Annotated in this window: 11 protein-coding genes, 3 rRNA genes and 1 pseudogene; 10 read left to right on the top strand and 5 right to left on the bottom strand. The window is 66.4% G+C overall.

Annotated features, from left to right (window positions below; all coding sequences use genetic code 11):
* Positions 1 to 49 precede the first annotated feature (49 nt).
* On the bottom strand, positions 50 to 841 hold the full coding sequence (locus tag OHU74_RS07865) for a hypothetical protein (protein ID WP_371615216.1): 792 nt from the start codon (positions 839 to 841) through the stop codon (positions 50 to 52).
* 145 nt (positions 842 to 986) lie between these two features.
* Here OHU74_RS07865 and OHU74_RS07860 point away from each other — a divergent pair, with 145 nt between their 5' ends.
* From OHU74_RS07860 to OHU74_RS07845, 4 genes are all read left to right on the top strand, one after another.
* Positions 987 to 1,781 (top strand): ABC transporter ATP-binding protein, encoded by a 795-nt coding sequence (locus OHU74_RS07860; protein WP_330295693.1) that lies wholly within the window; start codon positions 987 to 989, stop codon positions 1,779 to 1,781.
* A gap of 60 nt (positions 1,782 to 1,841) precedes the next feature.
* Positions 1,842 to 2,273, top strand: coding sequence for an NfeD family protein (locus OHU74_RS07855; RefSeq protein WP_330295692.1), 432 nt, complete (start codon positions 1,842 to 1,844; stop codon positions 2,271 to 2,273).
* A gap of 84 nt (positions 2,274 to 2,357) precedes the next feature.
* On the top strand, positions 2,358 to 3,344 hold the full coding sequence (locus OHU74_RS07850) for an SPFH domain-containing protein (protein ID WP_371615215.1): 987 nt from the start codon (positions 2,358 to 2,360) through the stop codon (positions 3,342 to 3,344).
* A 99-nt stretch (positions 3,345 to 3,443) separates the two neighbouring features.
* A complete protein-coding gene (locus OHU74_RS07845) occupies positions 3,444 to 4,214 on the top strand; it encodes a sulfite exporter TauE/SafE family protein (protein ID WP_371619608.1) in 771 nt (256 codons plus the stop codon).
* A gap of 89 nt (positions 4,215 to 4,303) precedes the next feature.
* Here OHU74_RS07845 and OHU74_RS07840 read toward each other — a convergent pair whose 3' ends face one another.
* From OHU74_RS07840 to OHU74_RS07830, 3 genes are all read right to left on the bottom strand, one after another.
* A complete protein-coding gene (locus tag OHU74_RS07840) occupies positions 4,304 to 4,807 on the bottom strand; it encodes an HNH endonuclease (protein ID WP_371615214.1) in 504 nt (167 codons plus the stop codon).
* Between the two features lie 161 nt (positions 4,808 to 4,968).
* The gene (locus OHU74_RS07835) at positions 4,969 to 5,502 is read right to left on the bottom strand and encodes a YbhB/YbcL family Raf kinase inhibitor-like protein (RefSeq protein ID WP_371615213.1); all 534 of its coding nucleotides are present in this window, start codon (positions 5,500 to 5,502) and stop codon (positions 4,969 to 4,971) included.
* A gap of 51 nt (positions 5,503 to 5,553) precedes the next feature.
* Complete coding sequence (locus OHU74_RS07830; RefSeq protein WP_330295688.1) at positions 5,554 to 6,336, bottom strand: sporulation protein; 783 nt, start codon at positions 6,334 to 6,336, stop codon at positions 5,554 to 5,556.
* Between the two features lie 96 nt (positions 6,337 to 6,432).
* On the opposite strand from OHU74_RS07830, the gene OHU74_RS07825 reads away from it, so the two are divergent.
* The 6 genes and pseudogenes from OHU74_RS07825 (at position 6,433) to OHU74_RS07800 (ending at position 15,545) form a co-directional block, all read left to right on the top strand.
* Complete coding sequence (locus OHU74_RS07825; RefSeq protein WP_371615212.1) at positions 6,433 to 7,074, top strand: DNA-3-methyladenine glycosylase; 642 nt, start codon at positions 6,433 to 6,435, stop codon at positions 7,072 to 7,074.
* A 542-nt stretch (positions 7,075 to 7,616) separates the two neighbouring features.
* Positions 7,617 to 9,141: ribosomal RNA gene (locus OHU74_RS07820) — 16S ribosomal RNA — on the top strand.
* Positions 9,142 to 9,428: 287 nt separating this feature from the next.
* A 23S ribosomal RNA gene (locus tag OHU74_RS07815) occupies positions 9,429 to 12,552 on the top strand.
* 107 nt (positions 12,553 to 12,659) lie between these two features.
* Positions 12,660 to 12,776, top strand: a 5S ribosomal RNA gene (gene rrf, locus OHU74_RS07810).
* The 16S, 23S and 5S rRNA genes sit together here, the layout of an rRNA operon.
* A gap of 105 nt (positions 12,777 to 12,881) precedes the next feature.
* Positions 12,882 to 14,072, top strand: a pseudogene (locus tag OHU74_RS07805) (hypothetical protein); the annotation flags it as partial.
* 537 nt (positions 14,073 to 14,609) lie between these two features.
* A complete protein-coding gene (locus OHU74_RS07800) occupies positions 14,610 to 15,545 on the top strand; it encodes a tetratricopeptide repeat protein (protein WP_371619607.1) in 936 nt (311 codons plus the stop codon).
* 62 nt (positions 15,546 to 15,607) lie between these two features.
* Here OHU74_RS07800 and OHU74_RS07795 read toward each other — a convergent pair whose 3' ends face one another.
* Positions 15,608 to 16,879, bottom strand: coding sequence for a DUF1015 family protein (locus OHU74_RS07795; protein ID WP_371615211.1), 1,272 nt, complete (start codon positions 16,877 to 16,879; stop codon positions 15,608 to 15,610).
* Between the last annotated feature and the right edge of the window lie 45 nt (positions 16,880 to 16,924).

Below are 16,924 nucleotides of genomic sequence, written 5' to 3'. Positions count from 1 at the left end.
GCCCCGGTCACCCCGCCCGGCCCGGCCGCAGGGCACGGACAGCCGGGGGTCAGTCCCGGCCCCGCTCCCGCTCCTCCACGGCCGAGTTGTACGCCGCGACCAGCGCCCGCCGGGCCACCCGCTCCACGGGCCGCAAGGCCTCCGCCCGCGCGGCCATCTCGGAGGCTGCCACCGCCGCCCCGTGTCCCCGCTCGTACGCCAGCGACACCATCAGGTCCACCCGCTGTGCCAGCGACAGCACCCGTACCGCCCGCGGCGGATACCCGGGGGCCAGTACGTCCCGGGCCGAGGCCTCGGCCCGGGCCCGGTACGCGGACAGCGCCGCCTGGGCCACCGGCCCGGACCCCGCCACGTCCAGCCGGGTCAGCACCACCGTGGCCTCGCGCAGCGCCTCCGCCAGCTCCCGCTCCGCCTCGCCGAGCGAAGGCACGTCCGCCGGCGGAGCCTCCCGCACCGGCAGGCAGTGCCAGGTCACCGTGGTGTGCACGTCCCCCTTCGGCCCGACCTCGTACACCTCCGGCACCAGCCCGACCGCCGCGCCCACCGCGAGGACCGCCTCCTCGGCGTCCAGCGCCCTCGCGTTGAACTCCGGCGGCCCGCTCAGCCCCAGCGGATGCCCCGGAGCCGGCAGGGCGACCCGCAGCCCGGTCACCCCCAAGGCCCGCAGCCGGCCCAGCGCGAGGGTCAGTCCCACCGGGCCGGATTCCCCCGGAAGCCCCTCCACGCGGTGCACGGCGTCCTCGCCCACGATCGACAAAACGGCCTCGTCGGGCGAGACCAGACCGGCCAGCAGAGCGTTCCCCCAGGCGGCGAGCCGCCCTGAACGTGGTTCGAAAAGCATCCCCCTACTTTACGGATGAGCACTGACGGGTCACTAGGACCCGGCCTGGCGCCCGGACCCCTCCGCGAGTGGCGTAGGTTTTCCCCTGGGGCTGCGCCTTCCGGTGCACAGACGAACCGAGACTGCAAGGGGAGACAACACGCTCATGAGCGATGTTCTGGAGCTGGTGGACGTATCCGTGGTCCGCGAGGGCCGGGCGCTGGTGGACCAGGTCTCCTGGTCGGTCAAGGAGGGGGAGCGCTGGGTGATCCTCGGCCCCAACGGCGCCGGGAAGACCACCCTGCTGAACCTCGCCTCCAGCTACCTCTTCCCCACCAAGGGCTCCGCCTCCATCCTCGGCAGCACCCTGGGCAAGGTGGACGTCTTCGAGCTGCGCCCCCGCATCGGCATGGCCGGGATCGCGATGGCCGACAAGCTTCCGAAGCGGCAGACCGTCCTGGAGACCGTCCTCACCGCCGCGTACGGAATGACGGCCACCTGGCAGGAGGAGTACGAGGACATCGACGAGCAGCGCGCCCGCGCGTTCCTCGACCGCCTCGGCATGACGGAATTCCTGGACCGGAAGTTCGGCACCCTCTCCGAGGGCGAGCGCAAGCGCACCCTGATCGCCCGCGCCCTGATGACCGACCCCGAGCTGCTCCTCCTCGACGAGCCCGCGGCCGGTCTGGACCTCGGCGGCCGCGAGGACCTGGTACGCCGCCTCGGCCGGCTGGCCCGCGACCCCATGGCACCGTCCATGATCATGGTCACGCACCACGTCGAGGAGATCGCCCCCGGCTTCACGCACGTGCTGATGATCCGCCAGGGCAAGGTGGTCACCGCCGGTCCCATCGACCTGGAACTGACCTCGCGCAACCTCTCGCTCTGCTTCGGGCTGCCGCTCGTCGTCGAGCGCAATGGCAACGACCGCTGGACCGCCCAGGGCCTGCCCCTGCGCTAGACCCCCTCCGGGGCTCCCGCACCCTGTCCTGACCGCGCCCACCCGACCTACCATGACCATGTGGACATCGACGCGTGGGTGTGGTGGCTCATCGGCGCGGTCGGACTGGGCATTCCCCTCGTCCTGACCGCGATGCCCGAATTCGGCATGTTCGCGGCCGGCGCCGTGGCGGCGGCCGTCACGGCGGCCCTCGGCGGGGGCGTGGTCGCCCAGGTACTGGTCTTCGTGATCGTGTCGGTCGCCCTCCTCGCGGTGGTCCGCCCGATCGCCAACCGGAGCCGCAACCAGAAGCCCCAGCACCGCAGCGGGATCGACGCCTTGAAGGGCCGCAGCGCCGTGGTCCTGGAACGGGTCGACGGCAGCGGAGCCGGCCGGATCAAGCTCGCCGGGGAGATCTGGTCCGCCAGGGCCCTGGACGCGGACAGCAGTTTCGAACCGGGCCAGTCCGTCGACGTGGTGGAGATCGACGGGGCGACCGCGATCGTCATGTGACAAGCAGCCGACTCGCGGCCCCGAGGTCTGCGAGACTCCGCTCAACGGGGCAGCACAGACAGCCGGAAGGGCACGGGGAACCGCATGCAACCGATCATCATCGTTCTGATCATTCTGGTGGTTCTGGTCTTCATCGCACTGGTCAAGACGATCCAGGTGATCCCGCAGGCCAGCGCCGCCATCGTCGAACGGTTCGGCCGCTACACCCGCACCCTCAACGCGGGCCTGAACATCGTCGTCCCGTTCATCGACTCGATCCGCAACCGGATCGACCTCCGCGAACAGGTCGTCCCTTTCCCGCCGCAGCCCGTCATCACCCAGGACAACCTGGTCGTCAACATCGACACGGTCATCTACTACCAGGTGACCGACGCCCGCGCCGCGACGTACGAGGTGGCCAGCTACATCCAGGCCATCGAGCAGCTCACCGTCACCACGCTGCGCAACATCATCGGCGGCATGGACCTGGAGCGGACCCTGACCTCCCGCGAGGAGATCAACGCGGCCCTGCGCGGAGTCCTCGACGAGGCCACCGGCAAGTGGGGCATCCGCGTCAACCGCGTGGAACTCAAGGCCATCGAGCCGCCGACCTCCATCCAGGACTCGATGGAGAAGCAGATGCGCGCCGACCGCGACAAGCGCGCCGCGATCCTCCAGGCCGAGGGTGTCCGCCAGTCCGAGATCCTGCGCGCCGAGGGTGAGAAGCAGTCCTCCATTCTGCGCGCCGAGGGTGACGCCAAGGCCGCCGCCCTGCGCGCCGAGGGCGAGGCGCAGGCCATCCGTACGGTCTTCGAGTCCATCCACGCCGGGGACGCCGACCAGAAGCTGCTCGCCTACCAGTACCTCCAGATGCTCCCGAAGCTCGCCGAGGGCGACGCGAACAAGCTCTGGATCGTCCCCAGCGAGATCGGCGACGCCCTCAAGGGACTCTCCGGCGCGATGGGCAACTTCGGTCCGATGGGCGCCGCTTCGGGCTTCAACCCGGGCAACGTGGGCAAGGACGGCGACGCCGCCGACAAGGCCGCCGACAAGGCCGCCGCGGAGCGCCGCGAACAGCCCCCCATCGACTGAACCGCCCGTCCCCTCCGGCATGATCAGTGAGGCCCCTCGACCTTCATGGCGGGGAGGCGACTCACTCATGCAAAGGGGACGGCCTTGTTCGCCTTCTCGATGTCTCTCTGGGAATCCCTCGCAGTCTTCGCCGCGGGGGTCGGCGCCGGCACCATCAACACCATCGTCGGCTCCGGCACCCTGATCACCTTCCCGGTGCTGCTGGCCACCGGCCTGCCGCCGGTCACCGCGAACGTCTCCAACACCCTGGGCCTCGTGCCCGGTTCGCTCAGCGGAGCCCTCGGCTACCGCAAGGAGCTCCAGGGCCAGCGGGCCCGCATCCTGCGGCTCGGAGCCGTCTCGCTCGTCGGCGGACTCGCGGGCGCCGTCCTGCTCCTCACCCTGCCGTCGGACTCCTTCGACACGATCGTGCCCGTCCTCATCGGCCTGGCCCTCGTCCTCGTCATCTTCCAGCCCCGGCTCGCCGCCGCCCTGCGGGGGCGCCAGGAGGCCGCCGGAGGCGATGCGGGCCACCCCGACGGCGGACCGGCCCTGCTCACCGGAATGCTGCTCTCCAGCGCGTACGGGGGCTACTTCGGCGCCGCCCAGGGCGTGCTCTACCTCGGGCTGATGGGGCTGCTGCTCCGCGAGGACCTCCAGCGGATCAACGCGGTGAAGAACGTCGTCGCGGCGATGGTGAACGGCATCGCGGCCGTCTTCTTCCTCTTCGTCGCCGAGTTCGACTGGACGGCCGTCCTGCTCATCGCCGTCGGCTCCACCCTCGGCGGCCAGATCGGCGCCAAGGTCGGCCGCAGGCTGTCGCCCACCGTCCTGCGCGCGGTCATCGTGACCGTCGGGATCATCGCGATCGTCCAACTGCTGCTCCGCTGAGCGACGTACCTCGGGTACGCCGCCCAGCACAGCCGTCTACGCATCAGGACGAAGCGGTCCTACGCCGTCCCCCGCAGGCCCAAGAGGCCCTACGCGGAACGCCCCAGCCACTCCGGCAGGGGATCGCGCCCGCCCACCCCCAGCGCGAGCAGCATCGCGTCCGCGGGCGAGGGCACGAACGGCTTCCGGAGGAGTGGCATCCCCGCCTCCTCCGGAGTCCGCGCCGCCTTGCGGTGGTTGTCCTCGGCACACGAGGCCACCGTGTTCAGCCAGGTGTCCCCACCGCCCTGGGCACGCGGAAGTACGTGGTCCACGGTCGTCGCGCGCTTCCCGCAGTACGCGCACCGGTGTTGGTCCCGGACCAACACCCCCCTCCGTGACCAGGGAGCATGTCTTCGGAAGGGCACCCGGACGTACCTGCAGAGCCTGATCACCCGGGGCATCGGAAGATCCATGGTGGCCGCGCGCACACGCAGCTCGGGGTGCGACTGTTCGACCACGGCCTTGTCCTGGAGAACCAGGACCACGGCCCGGTTCAGGGTCACCGTCGACAGCGGCTCGAAGCTCGCATTCAGCACCAGCGTGTCCCGCATCTCGCCCACCTCCCGTGTGCAGGCCCGCGACCACCATGGCGGCAAGGCCCGCGACCACTCTGGTCGCGCGCGCCACGCGGGACAACGCAATAAAAATGCCCGGCCCTGGCCGTCTTTAGACCAGGACCGGGCAAACGCTCGGAGAACGAGAAGCGGAATGATCAGCCCGCGGGGGCTTCGTACTCACCGATCAGCTGCGCCCGCCCCAGGGTGTGGAAGCGCAGATTGAACCCGACGACCGCCGGCGAGACCTCCGCACCGGGACCCAGCTTCTCCGAGTCCACCGCGTACACGGTGAACACGTACCGGTGCCGCTCCCCGGCCGGCGGAGCCGCCCCGCCGAAGTCCTTGGTGCCGTAGTCGTTCCGTACGTGCACGGCACCGGCCGGCAGCCCCTCGAACTTCCCGCTGCCCGCCCCGGCCGGCAGCTCGGTCACCGAGACCGGCAGGTCGAAGAGGACCCAGTGCCAGAACCCGCTGCCCGTCGGAGCGTCCGGGTCGAAGCAGGTCACGGCGAAGCTCTTGGTCCCCTCCGGGAACCCCTCCCACCGCAGCTGCGGAGAGACGTTCCCACCCGAGAGGACCTGGGCATCCGCCAGATCGGCCCCGGGCTCGACGTCCGCACTCACCACGGAGAAGGCGTGCACCTCGGGGTGGAATGCGTGCGGAAGGGGTGCCCTGCTCTGTTCGGCCACTGCTGAACCTCCACAATCGGATACGCGTACCACCCCGAGCCTAGAACGCTCCTAGAACCAGTTGCGCTGAGAACCCACGGACGCGATCCACTGGTTCAGGTACGCCGCCCAGTCGGTCCCCTGGTAGGAGTGCAGCCCCACCTGGAAGCAGCGGTAGGTGTCGCTGCCCTCGCTGAACAGGCCCGGCTTCTTGTCCATCTCCAGGACGACGTCCATCTCGCGGCCGTCGGAGACGAAGGTCAGCTCGACCTGGTTCAGCCCCCGGTACTGCGACGGCGGCAGGAACTCGATCTCCTGGTAGAAGGGCAGCGTCTGGCGCGTCCCCCGGATGTGCCCGCGCTCCATGTCCGCACTGCGGAAGGAGAAGCCCAGCTGGACGAAGGCGTCGAGGATCGCCTGCTGCGCCGGCACCGGGTGCACGCTGATCGGGTCGAGGTCACCGGCGTCCACCGCGCGCGCGATCTCCAGCTCGGTGCTGACCCCGATGTTCATCCCGTGCAGGTGACGGCCCCCGAAGTGGGTGATCGGCGTCTCCCACGGGATCTCCAGTCCGAACGGCACCACGTGCACCGCGCCCGCCTGCACCTGGAAGGCACCGCCGAGGCGCTGCTTGGTGAAGACGATGTCCTGCTTGTACTCCTGGTCACCGCCCTCCACCTCCACCCGCGCCTGGAGCCCGACGGACAGCCCCTCGATCTGCTGCTCCACGGATCCGCCCTGGATCCGCACCTCGCCCTGGACGATTCCGCCCGGCACCACGTTCGGCTCGGTGATGACCGTGTCGACCGAAGCGCCGCCGGCTCCCAGGCTCGCGAACAGCTTCTTGAACCCCATGCTCTGACTCCCCTTGAAGGCTCTGACGATTACCCCTACAAACGCGGAACCTTAGGCCCCGGTTGCAGGTGTGCCTCTTCCACTACGCTCGACCGGATGAGCGCGCGCCCCGACCGTACGCCCCTGGCCCGGTCCTTCTTCGACCGCCCGGTCCTCACCGTCGCCCCGGACCTCCTCGGCCGCACCCTGGTCCGCCGTACTCCGGACGGCCCCATCGAACTGCGCATCACGGAGGTGGAGGCGTACGAGGGGCAGTCGGACCCCGGCTCCCACGCCTACCGCGGCCGCACGGCGCGCAACGCGTCGATGTTCGGTCCACCCGGACACGCGTACGTCTACTTCATCTATGGCATGTGGTTCAGCCTCAACCTGGTGTGCGGACCGCCCGACCACGCGAGCGGGGTCCTGCTCCGGGCGGGGGAGATCACGGTGGGCGCCGAGCTCGCCCGCAAACGCCGGGTTTCAGCCAGAACCGACCGGGAACTGGCCAAAGGCCCGGCCCGCCTGGCCACGGCCCTGGACGTGGACCGCTCCCTGGACGGCGCGGACCTCTGCGGAGGCCCCGATTCCCCCCTCTCCCTCCTTACGGGGACCCCGACCTCGCCCGACCTGGTCAGCAACGGCCCGCGCACCGGAGTGGGCGGGGCCGGCGCGGCGCACCCCTACCGCTACTGGATCACCCAGGACCCGACGGTGAGCCCGTACCGCGCCCACGCGCCACGCCGCCGCTCAACTTGACTCGGCCCGGGCGGACGCCTAACGTAGCCCGAGCCGCTTGAACGGGGCACTGCTATCAGCAGACCCCCAGAGCGACCAAACCACACCTACGACTTACCCCTGACGGGGTCTTATTCGGCATGCCCGAATTCGATCGCGAGTGGCCGATTATGAGCCACACGGGATAAGCGCTAATGTGGTGGAGCGCCGAAAGGCACAGGCCCTCCAACGGCCACCGAATTCAAATCCAAGTCGGAAACGGCAACGGAAATGATCTGGTAGAGTTGGAAACGAAGGAAGCGCCCGGAGGAAAGCCCGAGAGGGTGAGTACAAAGGAAGCGTCCGTTCCTTGAGAACTCAACAGCGTGCCAAAAATCAACGCCAAAAAGTTGATACCCCGTCCACCTCGGTGGATGAGGTTCCTTTGAAAAAAGACCTGTGAGGTCGCGGTTCTGCCGTGATGCTTGCAGGCAATTACACAGCGAGGACGCAGTGGACGGTCGGTCTTATTCCGACATGACTGTCCCGCTCTAAGTGCGTGTGCACCCGATTACGGGTAAACATTCATGGAGAGTTTGATCCTGGCTCAGGACGAACGCTGGCGGCGTGCTTAACACATGCAAGTCGAACGATGAAGCCCTTCGGGGTGGATTAGTGGCGAACGGGTGAGTAACACGTGGGCAATCTGCCCTTCACTCTGGGACAAGCCCTGGAAACGGGGTCTAATACCGGATAACACTCCTGCCTGCATGGGCGGGGGTTAAAAGCTCCGGCGGTGAAGGATGAGCCCGCGGCCTATCAGCTTGTTGGTGGGGTAATGGCCCACCAAGGCGACGACGGGTAGCCGGCCTGAGAGGGCGACCGGCCACACTGGGACTGAGACACGGCCCAGACTCCTACGGGAGGCAGCAGTGGGGAATATTGCACAATGGGCGAAAGCCTGATGCAGCGACGCCGCGTGAGGGATGACGGCCTTCGGGTTGTAAACCTCTTTCAGCAGGGAAGAAGCGAAAGTGACGGTACCTGCAGAAGAAGCGCCGGCTAACTACGTGCCAGCAGCCGCGGTAATACGTAGGGCGCAAGCGTTGTCCGGAATTATTGGGCGTAAAGAGCTCGTAGGCGGCTTGTCACGTCGGATGTGAAAGCCCGAGGCTTAACCTCGGGTCTGCATTCGATACGGGCTAGCTAGAGTGTGGTAGGGGAGATCGGAATTCCTGGTGTAGCGGTGAAATGCGCAGATATCAGGAGGAACACCGGTGGCGAAGGCGGATCTCTGGGCCATTACTGACGCTGAGGAGCGAAAGCGTGGGGAGCGAACAGGATTAGATACCCTGGTAGTCCACGCCGTAAACGTTGGGAACTAGGTGTTGGCGACATTCCACGTCGTCGGTGCCGCAGCTAACGCATTAAGTTCCCCGCCTGGGGAGTACGGCCGCAAGGCTAAAACTCAAAGGAATTGACGGGGGCCCGCACAAGCAGCGGAGCATGTGGCTTAATTCGACGCAACGCGAAGAACCTTACCAAGGCTTGACATATACCGGAAAGCATTAGAGATAGTGCCCCCCTTGTGGTCGGTATACAGGTGGTGCATGGCTGTCGTCAGCTCGTGTCGTGAGATGTTGGGTTAAGTCCCGCAACGAGCGCAACCCTTGTCCTGTGTTGCCAGCATGCCCTTCGGGGTGATGGGGACTCACAGGAGACCGCCGGGGTCAACTCGGAGGAAGGTGGGGACGACGTCAAGTCATCATGCCCCTTATGTCTTGGGCTGCACACGTGCTACAATGGCCGGTACAATGAGCTGCGATACCGTGAGGTGGAGCGAATCTCAAAAAGCCGGTCTCAGTTCGGATTGGGGTCTGCAACTCGACCCCATGAAGTCGGAGTTGCTAGTAATCGCAGATCAGCATTGCTGCGGTGAATACGTTCCCGGGCCTTGTACACACCGCCCGTCACGTCACGAAAGTCGGTAACACCCGAAGCCGGTGGCCCAACCCGTAAGGGAGGGAGCTGTCGAAGGTGGGACTGGCGATTGGGACGAAGTCGTAACAAGGTAGCCGTACCGGAAGGTGCGGCTGGATCACCTCCTTTCTAAGGAGCACAGTACCGATTGCAGACAAACGTTCTGCACGGTCAGCTCAGGGTGGAACGTTGATTAGTTGGCACGGTTTCCAAAACCTTCTGTGAGTACTGCTTCGGCGTGGAAAACAGTGAGTGTGGCGGGGATCGTGCTTGGCACGTTGTTGGGTATCTGAGGGTACGGCCGTAAGGTCATGCCTTCTGCGATGCCGGCCCCAGTGAACTCGCCTGCTTGTCTGGTGGGGTGATGGGTGGCTGGTCGTTGCTTGAGAACTACACAGTGGACGCGAGCATCTGTAGGCCAAGTTTTTAAGGGCGCACGGTGGATGCCTTGGCACCAGGAACCGATGAAGGACGTGAGAGGCCGCGATAGGCCCCGGGGAGCTGCCAACTGAGCTTTGATCCGGGGGTGTCCGAATGGGGAAACCCGGCAGTCGTCATGGGCTGTCACCCACTGCTGAACACATAGGCAGTGTGGAGGGAACGCGGGGAAGTGAAACATCTCAGTACCCGCAGGAAGAGAAAACAACCGTGATTCCGGGAGTAGTGGCGAGCGAAACCGGATCAGGCCAAACCGTATGCGTGTGATACCCGGCAGGGGTTGCGCATGCGGGGTTGTGGGAATTCTTTTGATCGGTCTGCCGGCCGGTCGGCGAGTCAGAAACCGTTGATGTAGTCGAAGGACATGCGAAAGGTCCGGCGTAGAGGGTAAGACCCCCGTAGACGAAACATCAGCGGCTTGCTTAAGAATCTCCCAAGTAGCACGGGGCCCGAGAAATCCCGTGTGAATCTGGCGGGACCACCCGCTAAGCCTAAATATTCCCTGGTGACCGATAGCGGATAGTACCGTGAGGGAATGGTGAAAAGTACCGCGGGAGCGGAGTGAAATAGTACCTGAAACCGTGTGCCTACAAGCCGTGGGAGCGTCGCCGTTATTCTTCGGAATAACGGTCGTGACTGCGTGCCTTTTGAAGAATGAGCCTGCGAGTTAGCGGTGTGTAGCGAGGTTAACCCGTGTGGGGAAGCCGTAGCGAAAGCGAGTCCGAATAGGGCGATTGAGTTGCACGCTCTAGACCCGAAGCGGAGTGATCTAGCCATGGGCAGGTTGAAGCGGAGGTAAGACTTCGTGGAGGACCGAACCCACCAGGGTTGAAAACCTGGGGGATGACCTGTGGTTAGGGGTGAAAGGCCAATCAAACTCCGTGATAGCTGGTTCTCCCCGAAATGCATTTAGGTGCAGCGTCACGTGTTTCTTGCCGGAGGTAGAGCACTGGATAGGCGATGGGCCCTACCGGGTTACTGACCTTAGCCAAACTCCGAATGCCGGTAAGTGAGAGCGTGGCAGTGAGACTGTGGGGGATAAGCTCCATGGTCGAGAGGGAAACAGCCCAGAGCATCGACTAAGGCCCCTAAGCGTACGCTAAGTGGGAAAGGATGTGGAGTCGCAGAGACAACCAGGAGGTTGGCTTAGAAGCAGCCACCCTTGAAAGAGTGCGTAATAGCTCACTGGTCAAGTGATTCCGCGCCGACAATGTAGCGGGGCTCAAGCGTACCGCCGAAGTCGTGTCATTGCAGCAATAGGGCCAACGCCCGCTGTGATGGGTAGGGGAGCGTCGTGTGCCGGGTGAAGCAGCAGCGGAAGCTAGTTGTGGACGGTTCACGAGTGAGAATGCAGGCATGAGTAGCGATACACACGTGAGAAACGTGTGCGCCGATTGACTAAGGGTTCCTGGGTCAAGCTGATCTGCCCAGGGTAAGTCGGGACCTAAGGCGAGGCCGACAGGCGTAGTCGATGGACAACCGGTTGATATTCCGGTACCCGCTTTGAAACGCCCAATATCGAATCAGGCGATGCTAAGTCCGTGAAGCCGTTCCGGACCCTTCGGGGAAAGGAAAGTGGTGGAGCCGACGAACCAGACTTGTAGTAGGTAAGCGATGGGGTGACGCAGGAAGGTAGTCCAGCCCGGGCGGTGGTAGTCCCGGGGTAAGGGTGTAGGCCGAGGGGTAGGCAAATCCGTCCCTCATATAAGGCTGAGACCTGATGCCGAGCCGATTGTGGTGAAGTGGATGATCCTATGCTGTCGAGAAAAGCCTCTAGCGAGTTTCATGGCGGCCCGTACCCTAAACCGACTCAGGTGGTCAGGTAGAGAATACCGAGGCGTTCGGGTGAACTATGGTTAAGGAACTCGGCAAAATGCCCCCGTAACTTCGGGAGAAGGGGGGCCATCACTGGTGATCGGATTTACTCCGTGAGCTGGGGGTGGCCGCAGAGACCAGCGAGAAGCGACTGTTTACTAAAAACACAGGTCCGTGCGAAGCCGTAAGGCGATGTATACGGACTGACGCCTGCCCGGTGCTGGAACGTTAAGGGGACCGGTTAGTCACATTTCGGTGTGGCGAAGCTGAGAACTTAAGCGCCAGTAAACGGCGGTGGTAACTATAACCATCCTAAGGTAGCGAAATTCCTTGTCGGGTAAGTTCCGACCTGCACGAATGGCGTAACGACTTCTCGACTGTCTCAACCATAGGCCCGGTGAAATTGCACTACGAGTAAAGATGCTCGTTTCGCGCAGCAGGACGGAAAGACCCCGGGACCTTTACTATAGTTTGATATTGGTGTTCGGTTCGGCTTGTGTAGGATAGGTGGGAGACTTTGAAGCTGTGACGCCAGTCATGGTGGAGTCGCCGTTGAAATACCACTCTGGTCGTGCTGGATGTCTAACCTCGGTCCGTGATCCGGATCAGGGACAGTGTCTGATGGGTAGTTTAACTGGGGCGGTTGCCTCCCAAAAAGTAACGGAGGCGCCCAAAGGTTCCCTCAGCCTGGTTGGCAATCAGGTGTTGAGTGTAAGTGCACAAGGGAGCTTGACTGTGAGACCGACGGGTCGAGCAGGGACGAAAGTCGGGACTAGTGATCCGGCGGTGGCTTGTGGAAGCGCCGTCGCTCAACGGATAAAAGGTACCCCGGGGATAACAGGCTGATCTTCCCCAAGAGTCCATATCGACGGGATGGTTTGGCACCTCGATGTCGGCTCGTCGCATCCTGGGGCTGGAGTCGGTCCCAAGGGTTGGGCTGTTCGCCCATTAAAGCGGTACGCGAGCTGGGTTTAGAACGTCGTGAGACAGTTCGGTCCCTATCCGCTGTGCGCGTAGGAATATTGAGAAGGGCTGTCCCTAGTACGAGAGGACCGGGACGGACGAACCTCTGGTGTGCCAGTTGTCCTGCCAAGGGCATGGCTGGTTGGCTACGTTCGGGAGGGATAACCGCTGAAAGCATCTAAGCGGGAAGCCTGCTTCAAGATGAGTATTCCCACCTCCTTGAGAGGGTAAGGCTCCCAGTAGACGACTGGGTTGATAGGCCAGATGTGGAAGCCCGGTAACGGGTGGAGCTGACTGGTACTAATAGGCCGAGGGCTTGTCCTCAGTTGCTCGCGTCCACTGTGTTAGTTCTGAAGCAACGAACGGTTGCTGGTTTCTAGAGCTAGAACATAACTATAAAGTGTGCTTGTTCGCTCGAAACCGATTAGGGTTTCGGTGGTCATAGCGTTAGGGAAACGCCCGGTTACATTCCGAACCCGGAAGCTAAGCCTTTCAGCGCCGATGGTACTGCAGGGGGGACCCTGTGGGAGAGTAGGACACCGCCGAACAATTTTTCAAAGGACCCCTGGTCCAGCGTTCAACGCTGGAGCAGGGGTCTTTTTTGTTTTCCAGAGCTTTTCGCCGAAGCGCGGCCATGGGTTGGTTGCGCGAGAATGACTAGCGGTACCCCGACGACAGGAGTCACACCCATGTCCAACTCTCCCGACGATCGTCCGGAGCGCGAGCCTCGGCGCAACGACGGCGGTGACAGGGGCGGCTACCGCGGGGGCCGTGACGACAGCCGTGGCGGCGACCGTCCGCCCTTCCGTCGCGATGACCGCGGTGGCCGCCCGACCGGCGCCGGAGCCGGTGGTGGCGGCGGTTTCCGCCGTGACGACCGTGGTGGCCGTCCCGCCGGCGCCAGTGGCGGCGGCGGTGGCTTCCGCCGTGACGACAGCCGTGGTGGCGACCGCCCGAGCTACCCGCGTCGTGATGACGACCGTGGGGGCCGTCCCACCGGTGGTGGCGACCGTCCCTCCTTCCCGCGTCGTGACGACCGTGGTGGGGACCGTCCGCCGTTCCGTGGCAACGACCGGGGTGACCGTCCCACCGGTGGTGGCTTCCGCGGCAACGACCGTGGCGACCGCCCGTCCTTCCCCCGTCGCGACGACCGTGGTGGCGACCGTCCGTCGTACCCGCGCCGTGATGACGACCGCGGTGGCTTCCGCGGCGGCCGTGACGACAGCCGTGGTGGCGACCGTCCCAGCTACCCGCGTCGTGATGACGACCGTGGGGGCCGTCCCACCGGTGGTGGCGACCGTCCCTCCTTCCCGCGTCGTGACGACCGTGGTGGGGACCGTCCGCCGTTCCGTGGCAACGACCGGGGTGACCGTCCCACCGGTGGTGGCTTCCGCGGCAACGACCGTGGCGACCGCCCGTCCTTCCCCCGTCGCGACGACCGCGGTGGCGACCGTCCGCCGTTCCGTGGCAACGACCGGGGTGACCGTCCCACCGGTGGTGGCTTCCGCGGCAACGACCGTGGCGACCGTCCCTCCTTCCCGCGTCGCGACGACCGTGGTGGCGACCGTCCCTCGTTCCCGCGTCGTGACGACGACCGTGGTGGCTTCCGTGGCGGTCGTGACGACAGCCGTGGTGGCGACCGTCCGTCCTTCCCGCGTCGCGACGACCGTGGTGGCGACCGTCCGCCGTTCCGTGGCAACGACCGGGGTGACCGTCCCACCGGTGGCGGTTTCCGCGGCAACGACCGAGGCGACCGTCCCAGCTACCCGCGCCGTGACGACGACCGTGGGGGCCGTCCCACCGGTGGTGGCGACCGTCCGTCCTTCCCGCGTCGTGACGACCGCGGTGGCGACCGTCCGTCGTACCCCCGTCGTGATGACGACCGCGGTGGCTTCCGCGGCGGTCGTGACGACCGTGGCGGCGACCGCCCGTCGTACCCGCGCCGTGACGACCGCGGTGGCGACCGTCCCTCGTACCCGCGCCGTGATGACGACCGCGGTGGCTTCCGCGGCGGTCGCGACGACAGCCGTGGCGGCGACCGCCCGAGCTACCCGCGTCGCGATGACGACCGTGGGGGCCGTCCCACCGGTGGTGGCGACCGTCCGTCGTACCCGCGTCGTGACGACCGTGGTGGCGACCGTCCGTCGTACCCCCGTCGTGATGACGACCGCGGTGGCTTCCGCGGCGGTCGTGACGACCGTGGCGGCGACCGCCCGTCGTACCCGCGCCGTGACGACCGCGGCGGCGACCGCGGTGGGTTCCGTGGCCGTGACGACCGCGGCGACCGTGACTTCCGCGCGGACCGCGACCCGGTCAAGCGGCTTCCGATCGACGACGACGTCACCGGTTTCGAGATCGACTCCGATGTCCGTCAGGAGCTCCTGAGCCTGCCCAAGGGCCTGGCCGAGGAAGTCTCCAAGAACCTGGTGATGGTGGCCCGGCTGATCGACGAGGACCCGGAGCAGGCATACGCGTACTCGCGCATCGCCCTGCGTCTGGCCTCCCGTGTCGCCGCCGTGCGCGAGGCCGCCGGCTTCGCCGCGTACGCCACGCAGAAGTACGCCGAGGCGATCGCGGAGTTCCGTGCCGCCAAGCGCATGACCGGTTCCGTCGAGCTGTGGCCCGTCATCGCCGACTGCGAGCGCGGCCTCGGCCGTCCGGAGCGGGCGCTGGCGATGGCCGGTGAGCCCGAGGTGCAGAAGCTGGACAAGGCCGGCCAGGTCGAGATGCGTCTGGTCGCTGCCGGTGCCCGGCGGGACCAGGGTCAGCTCGACGCTGCCATCGTGACCCTCCAGAGCCCGGAGCTGGCCTCCAGCTCCGTGCAGCCGTGGACCGCGCGTCTGCGGTACGCCTACGCCGACGCCCTGCTGGCGGCCGGCCGCGAGGACGAGGCGCGCGAGTGGTTCGCCAAGACCCTCGAGGCGGACAAGGACGGGGCCACGGACGCCTCCGACCGGCTCGCCGAGCTGGACGGCGTCGAGTTCGTCGACGCGGCCGCCGGTGACGAGGACGAGGACGAGGTCCAGGACGGCGCCGGCGTCGAGGACGACTTCGACGACGACGACGAGGACGACGACCCCGAGGTCGCGGCCGCGGAGCGCGCTTCCGACCAGGCCGAGTACTACGACGAGGACGACGACGAGTACGAGGGCAGCGCCGACGGCGACGGCGACGCCGATGTCGACGTCACCGACGAGATCGTGGTCCTGGACGAGGACGACGAGGACGATGCCGACCACCGCGACGCCGACGACCGTGACGCGGACCACCGTGACGCGGACCACCGTGACGCGGACAAGGCCCGTGACAACGGCTGAGTGAACTGAGAAAGGGCGGTACCCCCACGGGGGTACCGCCCTTTTTTGTTGGTCCGGGCCGGTCAGTCCAGGCTCCGCAGCACCAGGCCCGTGGCCGGCTTGGGGCCGAAGGAGGTGGACTTGCGGGGCATCGTCACGCCCTGGCGGGCCAGGTCCCGGACGACCGCCTCCCGTACGGGATGCATCAGGACCGCCGTGCCTCCGTTGCGCTCCGCCATGTCGACGGTGGCCGCCGTGTCGTGGATGTACACGATCTGTTCCGGGGTGTCGGGGATGCCCCAGAGGGTGTCGAGGAGGGTCGAGTGGAGCACGGTGGCGTCCAGCCGGCGCCAGGCCTCGGGGCGGTCGCGGCGGACCGTGCGCTCGATGAGGGCCGGATCGGGGTCGGTGACCAGGTGGAAGCTGCCGTCCCCGGTGAGCAGGAAGGCGTTGCCGCGCTCCGCGGCCTCCTCCAGGGCTTCCATGGCCATCGGCAGCGGGCCGTCGACCGGGCGGACCCGGAAGTGGCCGTCCAGGGCGGCCAGCGCGGCGGGCAGCGGGAGGCGGCGCAGCAACCGGTGGATGGCGCGGACCTGGAGCGGGTAGCGGGCGGTGTCCACGAGGAGGACCAGGCCGAAGTCCCATGCGGTGGGGGAGCCGTGCTCCTCCTGGAGGCGCAGGTACGTGGCCCAGCGGTGGTGGCCGTCGGCGATCAGGGCCTGGCGGTCGCCCAGGTCGGCGGTGATGGCCGCCAGGCCGGCGGGGTCGCTGATCGCCCACAGCCGGTGCTGGAATCCGTCCTCGGTGGTGGTGGAGAACAGCGGGGTGCTCCGCGCCGTGCGCTCGACGACCGCGGCGGCGCCCGCCGCCGGATCGTCGCCGAGGTAGGTGAGCAGGAGCGGTTCGAGGTTGGCCGAGGTGGCCCGCATCAGGCCGGCCCGGTCGGTGACCACGTGGGGCATGACGTCCTCGTGGGGGAGGACGATGCCTGCGTCGGCCGCGGAGAGGGCGAGGGCGCCGATGATCCCGCGCTGGAGCAGATCGCCCTTGCGCTGCTCGTAGACGTAGAGCGCGGGCTCGGGGTCGGCGCTGAGGATGCCCTCGGCGAGCCAGTCGCGCAGGGTGCGGGCCGCTTGCAGGTTGCGCGCGTCGGGGGTGGCGGCCTGCGGCAGGATCAGGCGGACGATGTTGTGCGGGTCCGCCGACTCGAGGTGGTCGAGTCCGTCAGGGCGCACGACCACGTCGTACGGCGGCGAGGTGACGGCGGCCAGGCTGCCGACACGCTCGGGAACATAGCGCAGGCCGTGGAAGGGGATCAGCCGCAGTCCATGGTCGGCGGTGCCAGAGGTGGTCATTGGAGAATCGTAAGACCCGTCTCGCCATGCGGGATGATCAGGGTG

The organism is Streptomyces sp. NBC_00454 (assembly GCF_041434015.1).
GTDB lineage: Bacteria > Actinomycetota > Actinomycetes > Streptomycetales > Streptomycetaceae > Streptomyces.
This window is presented reverse-complemented; position numbering and strand designations above follow the sequence as displayed.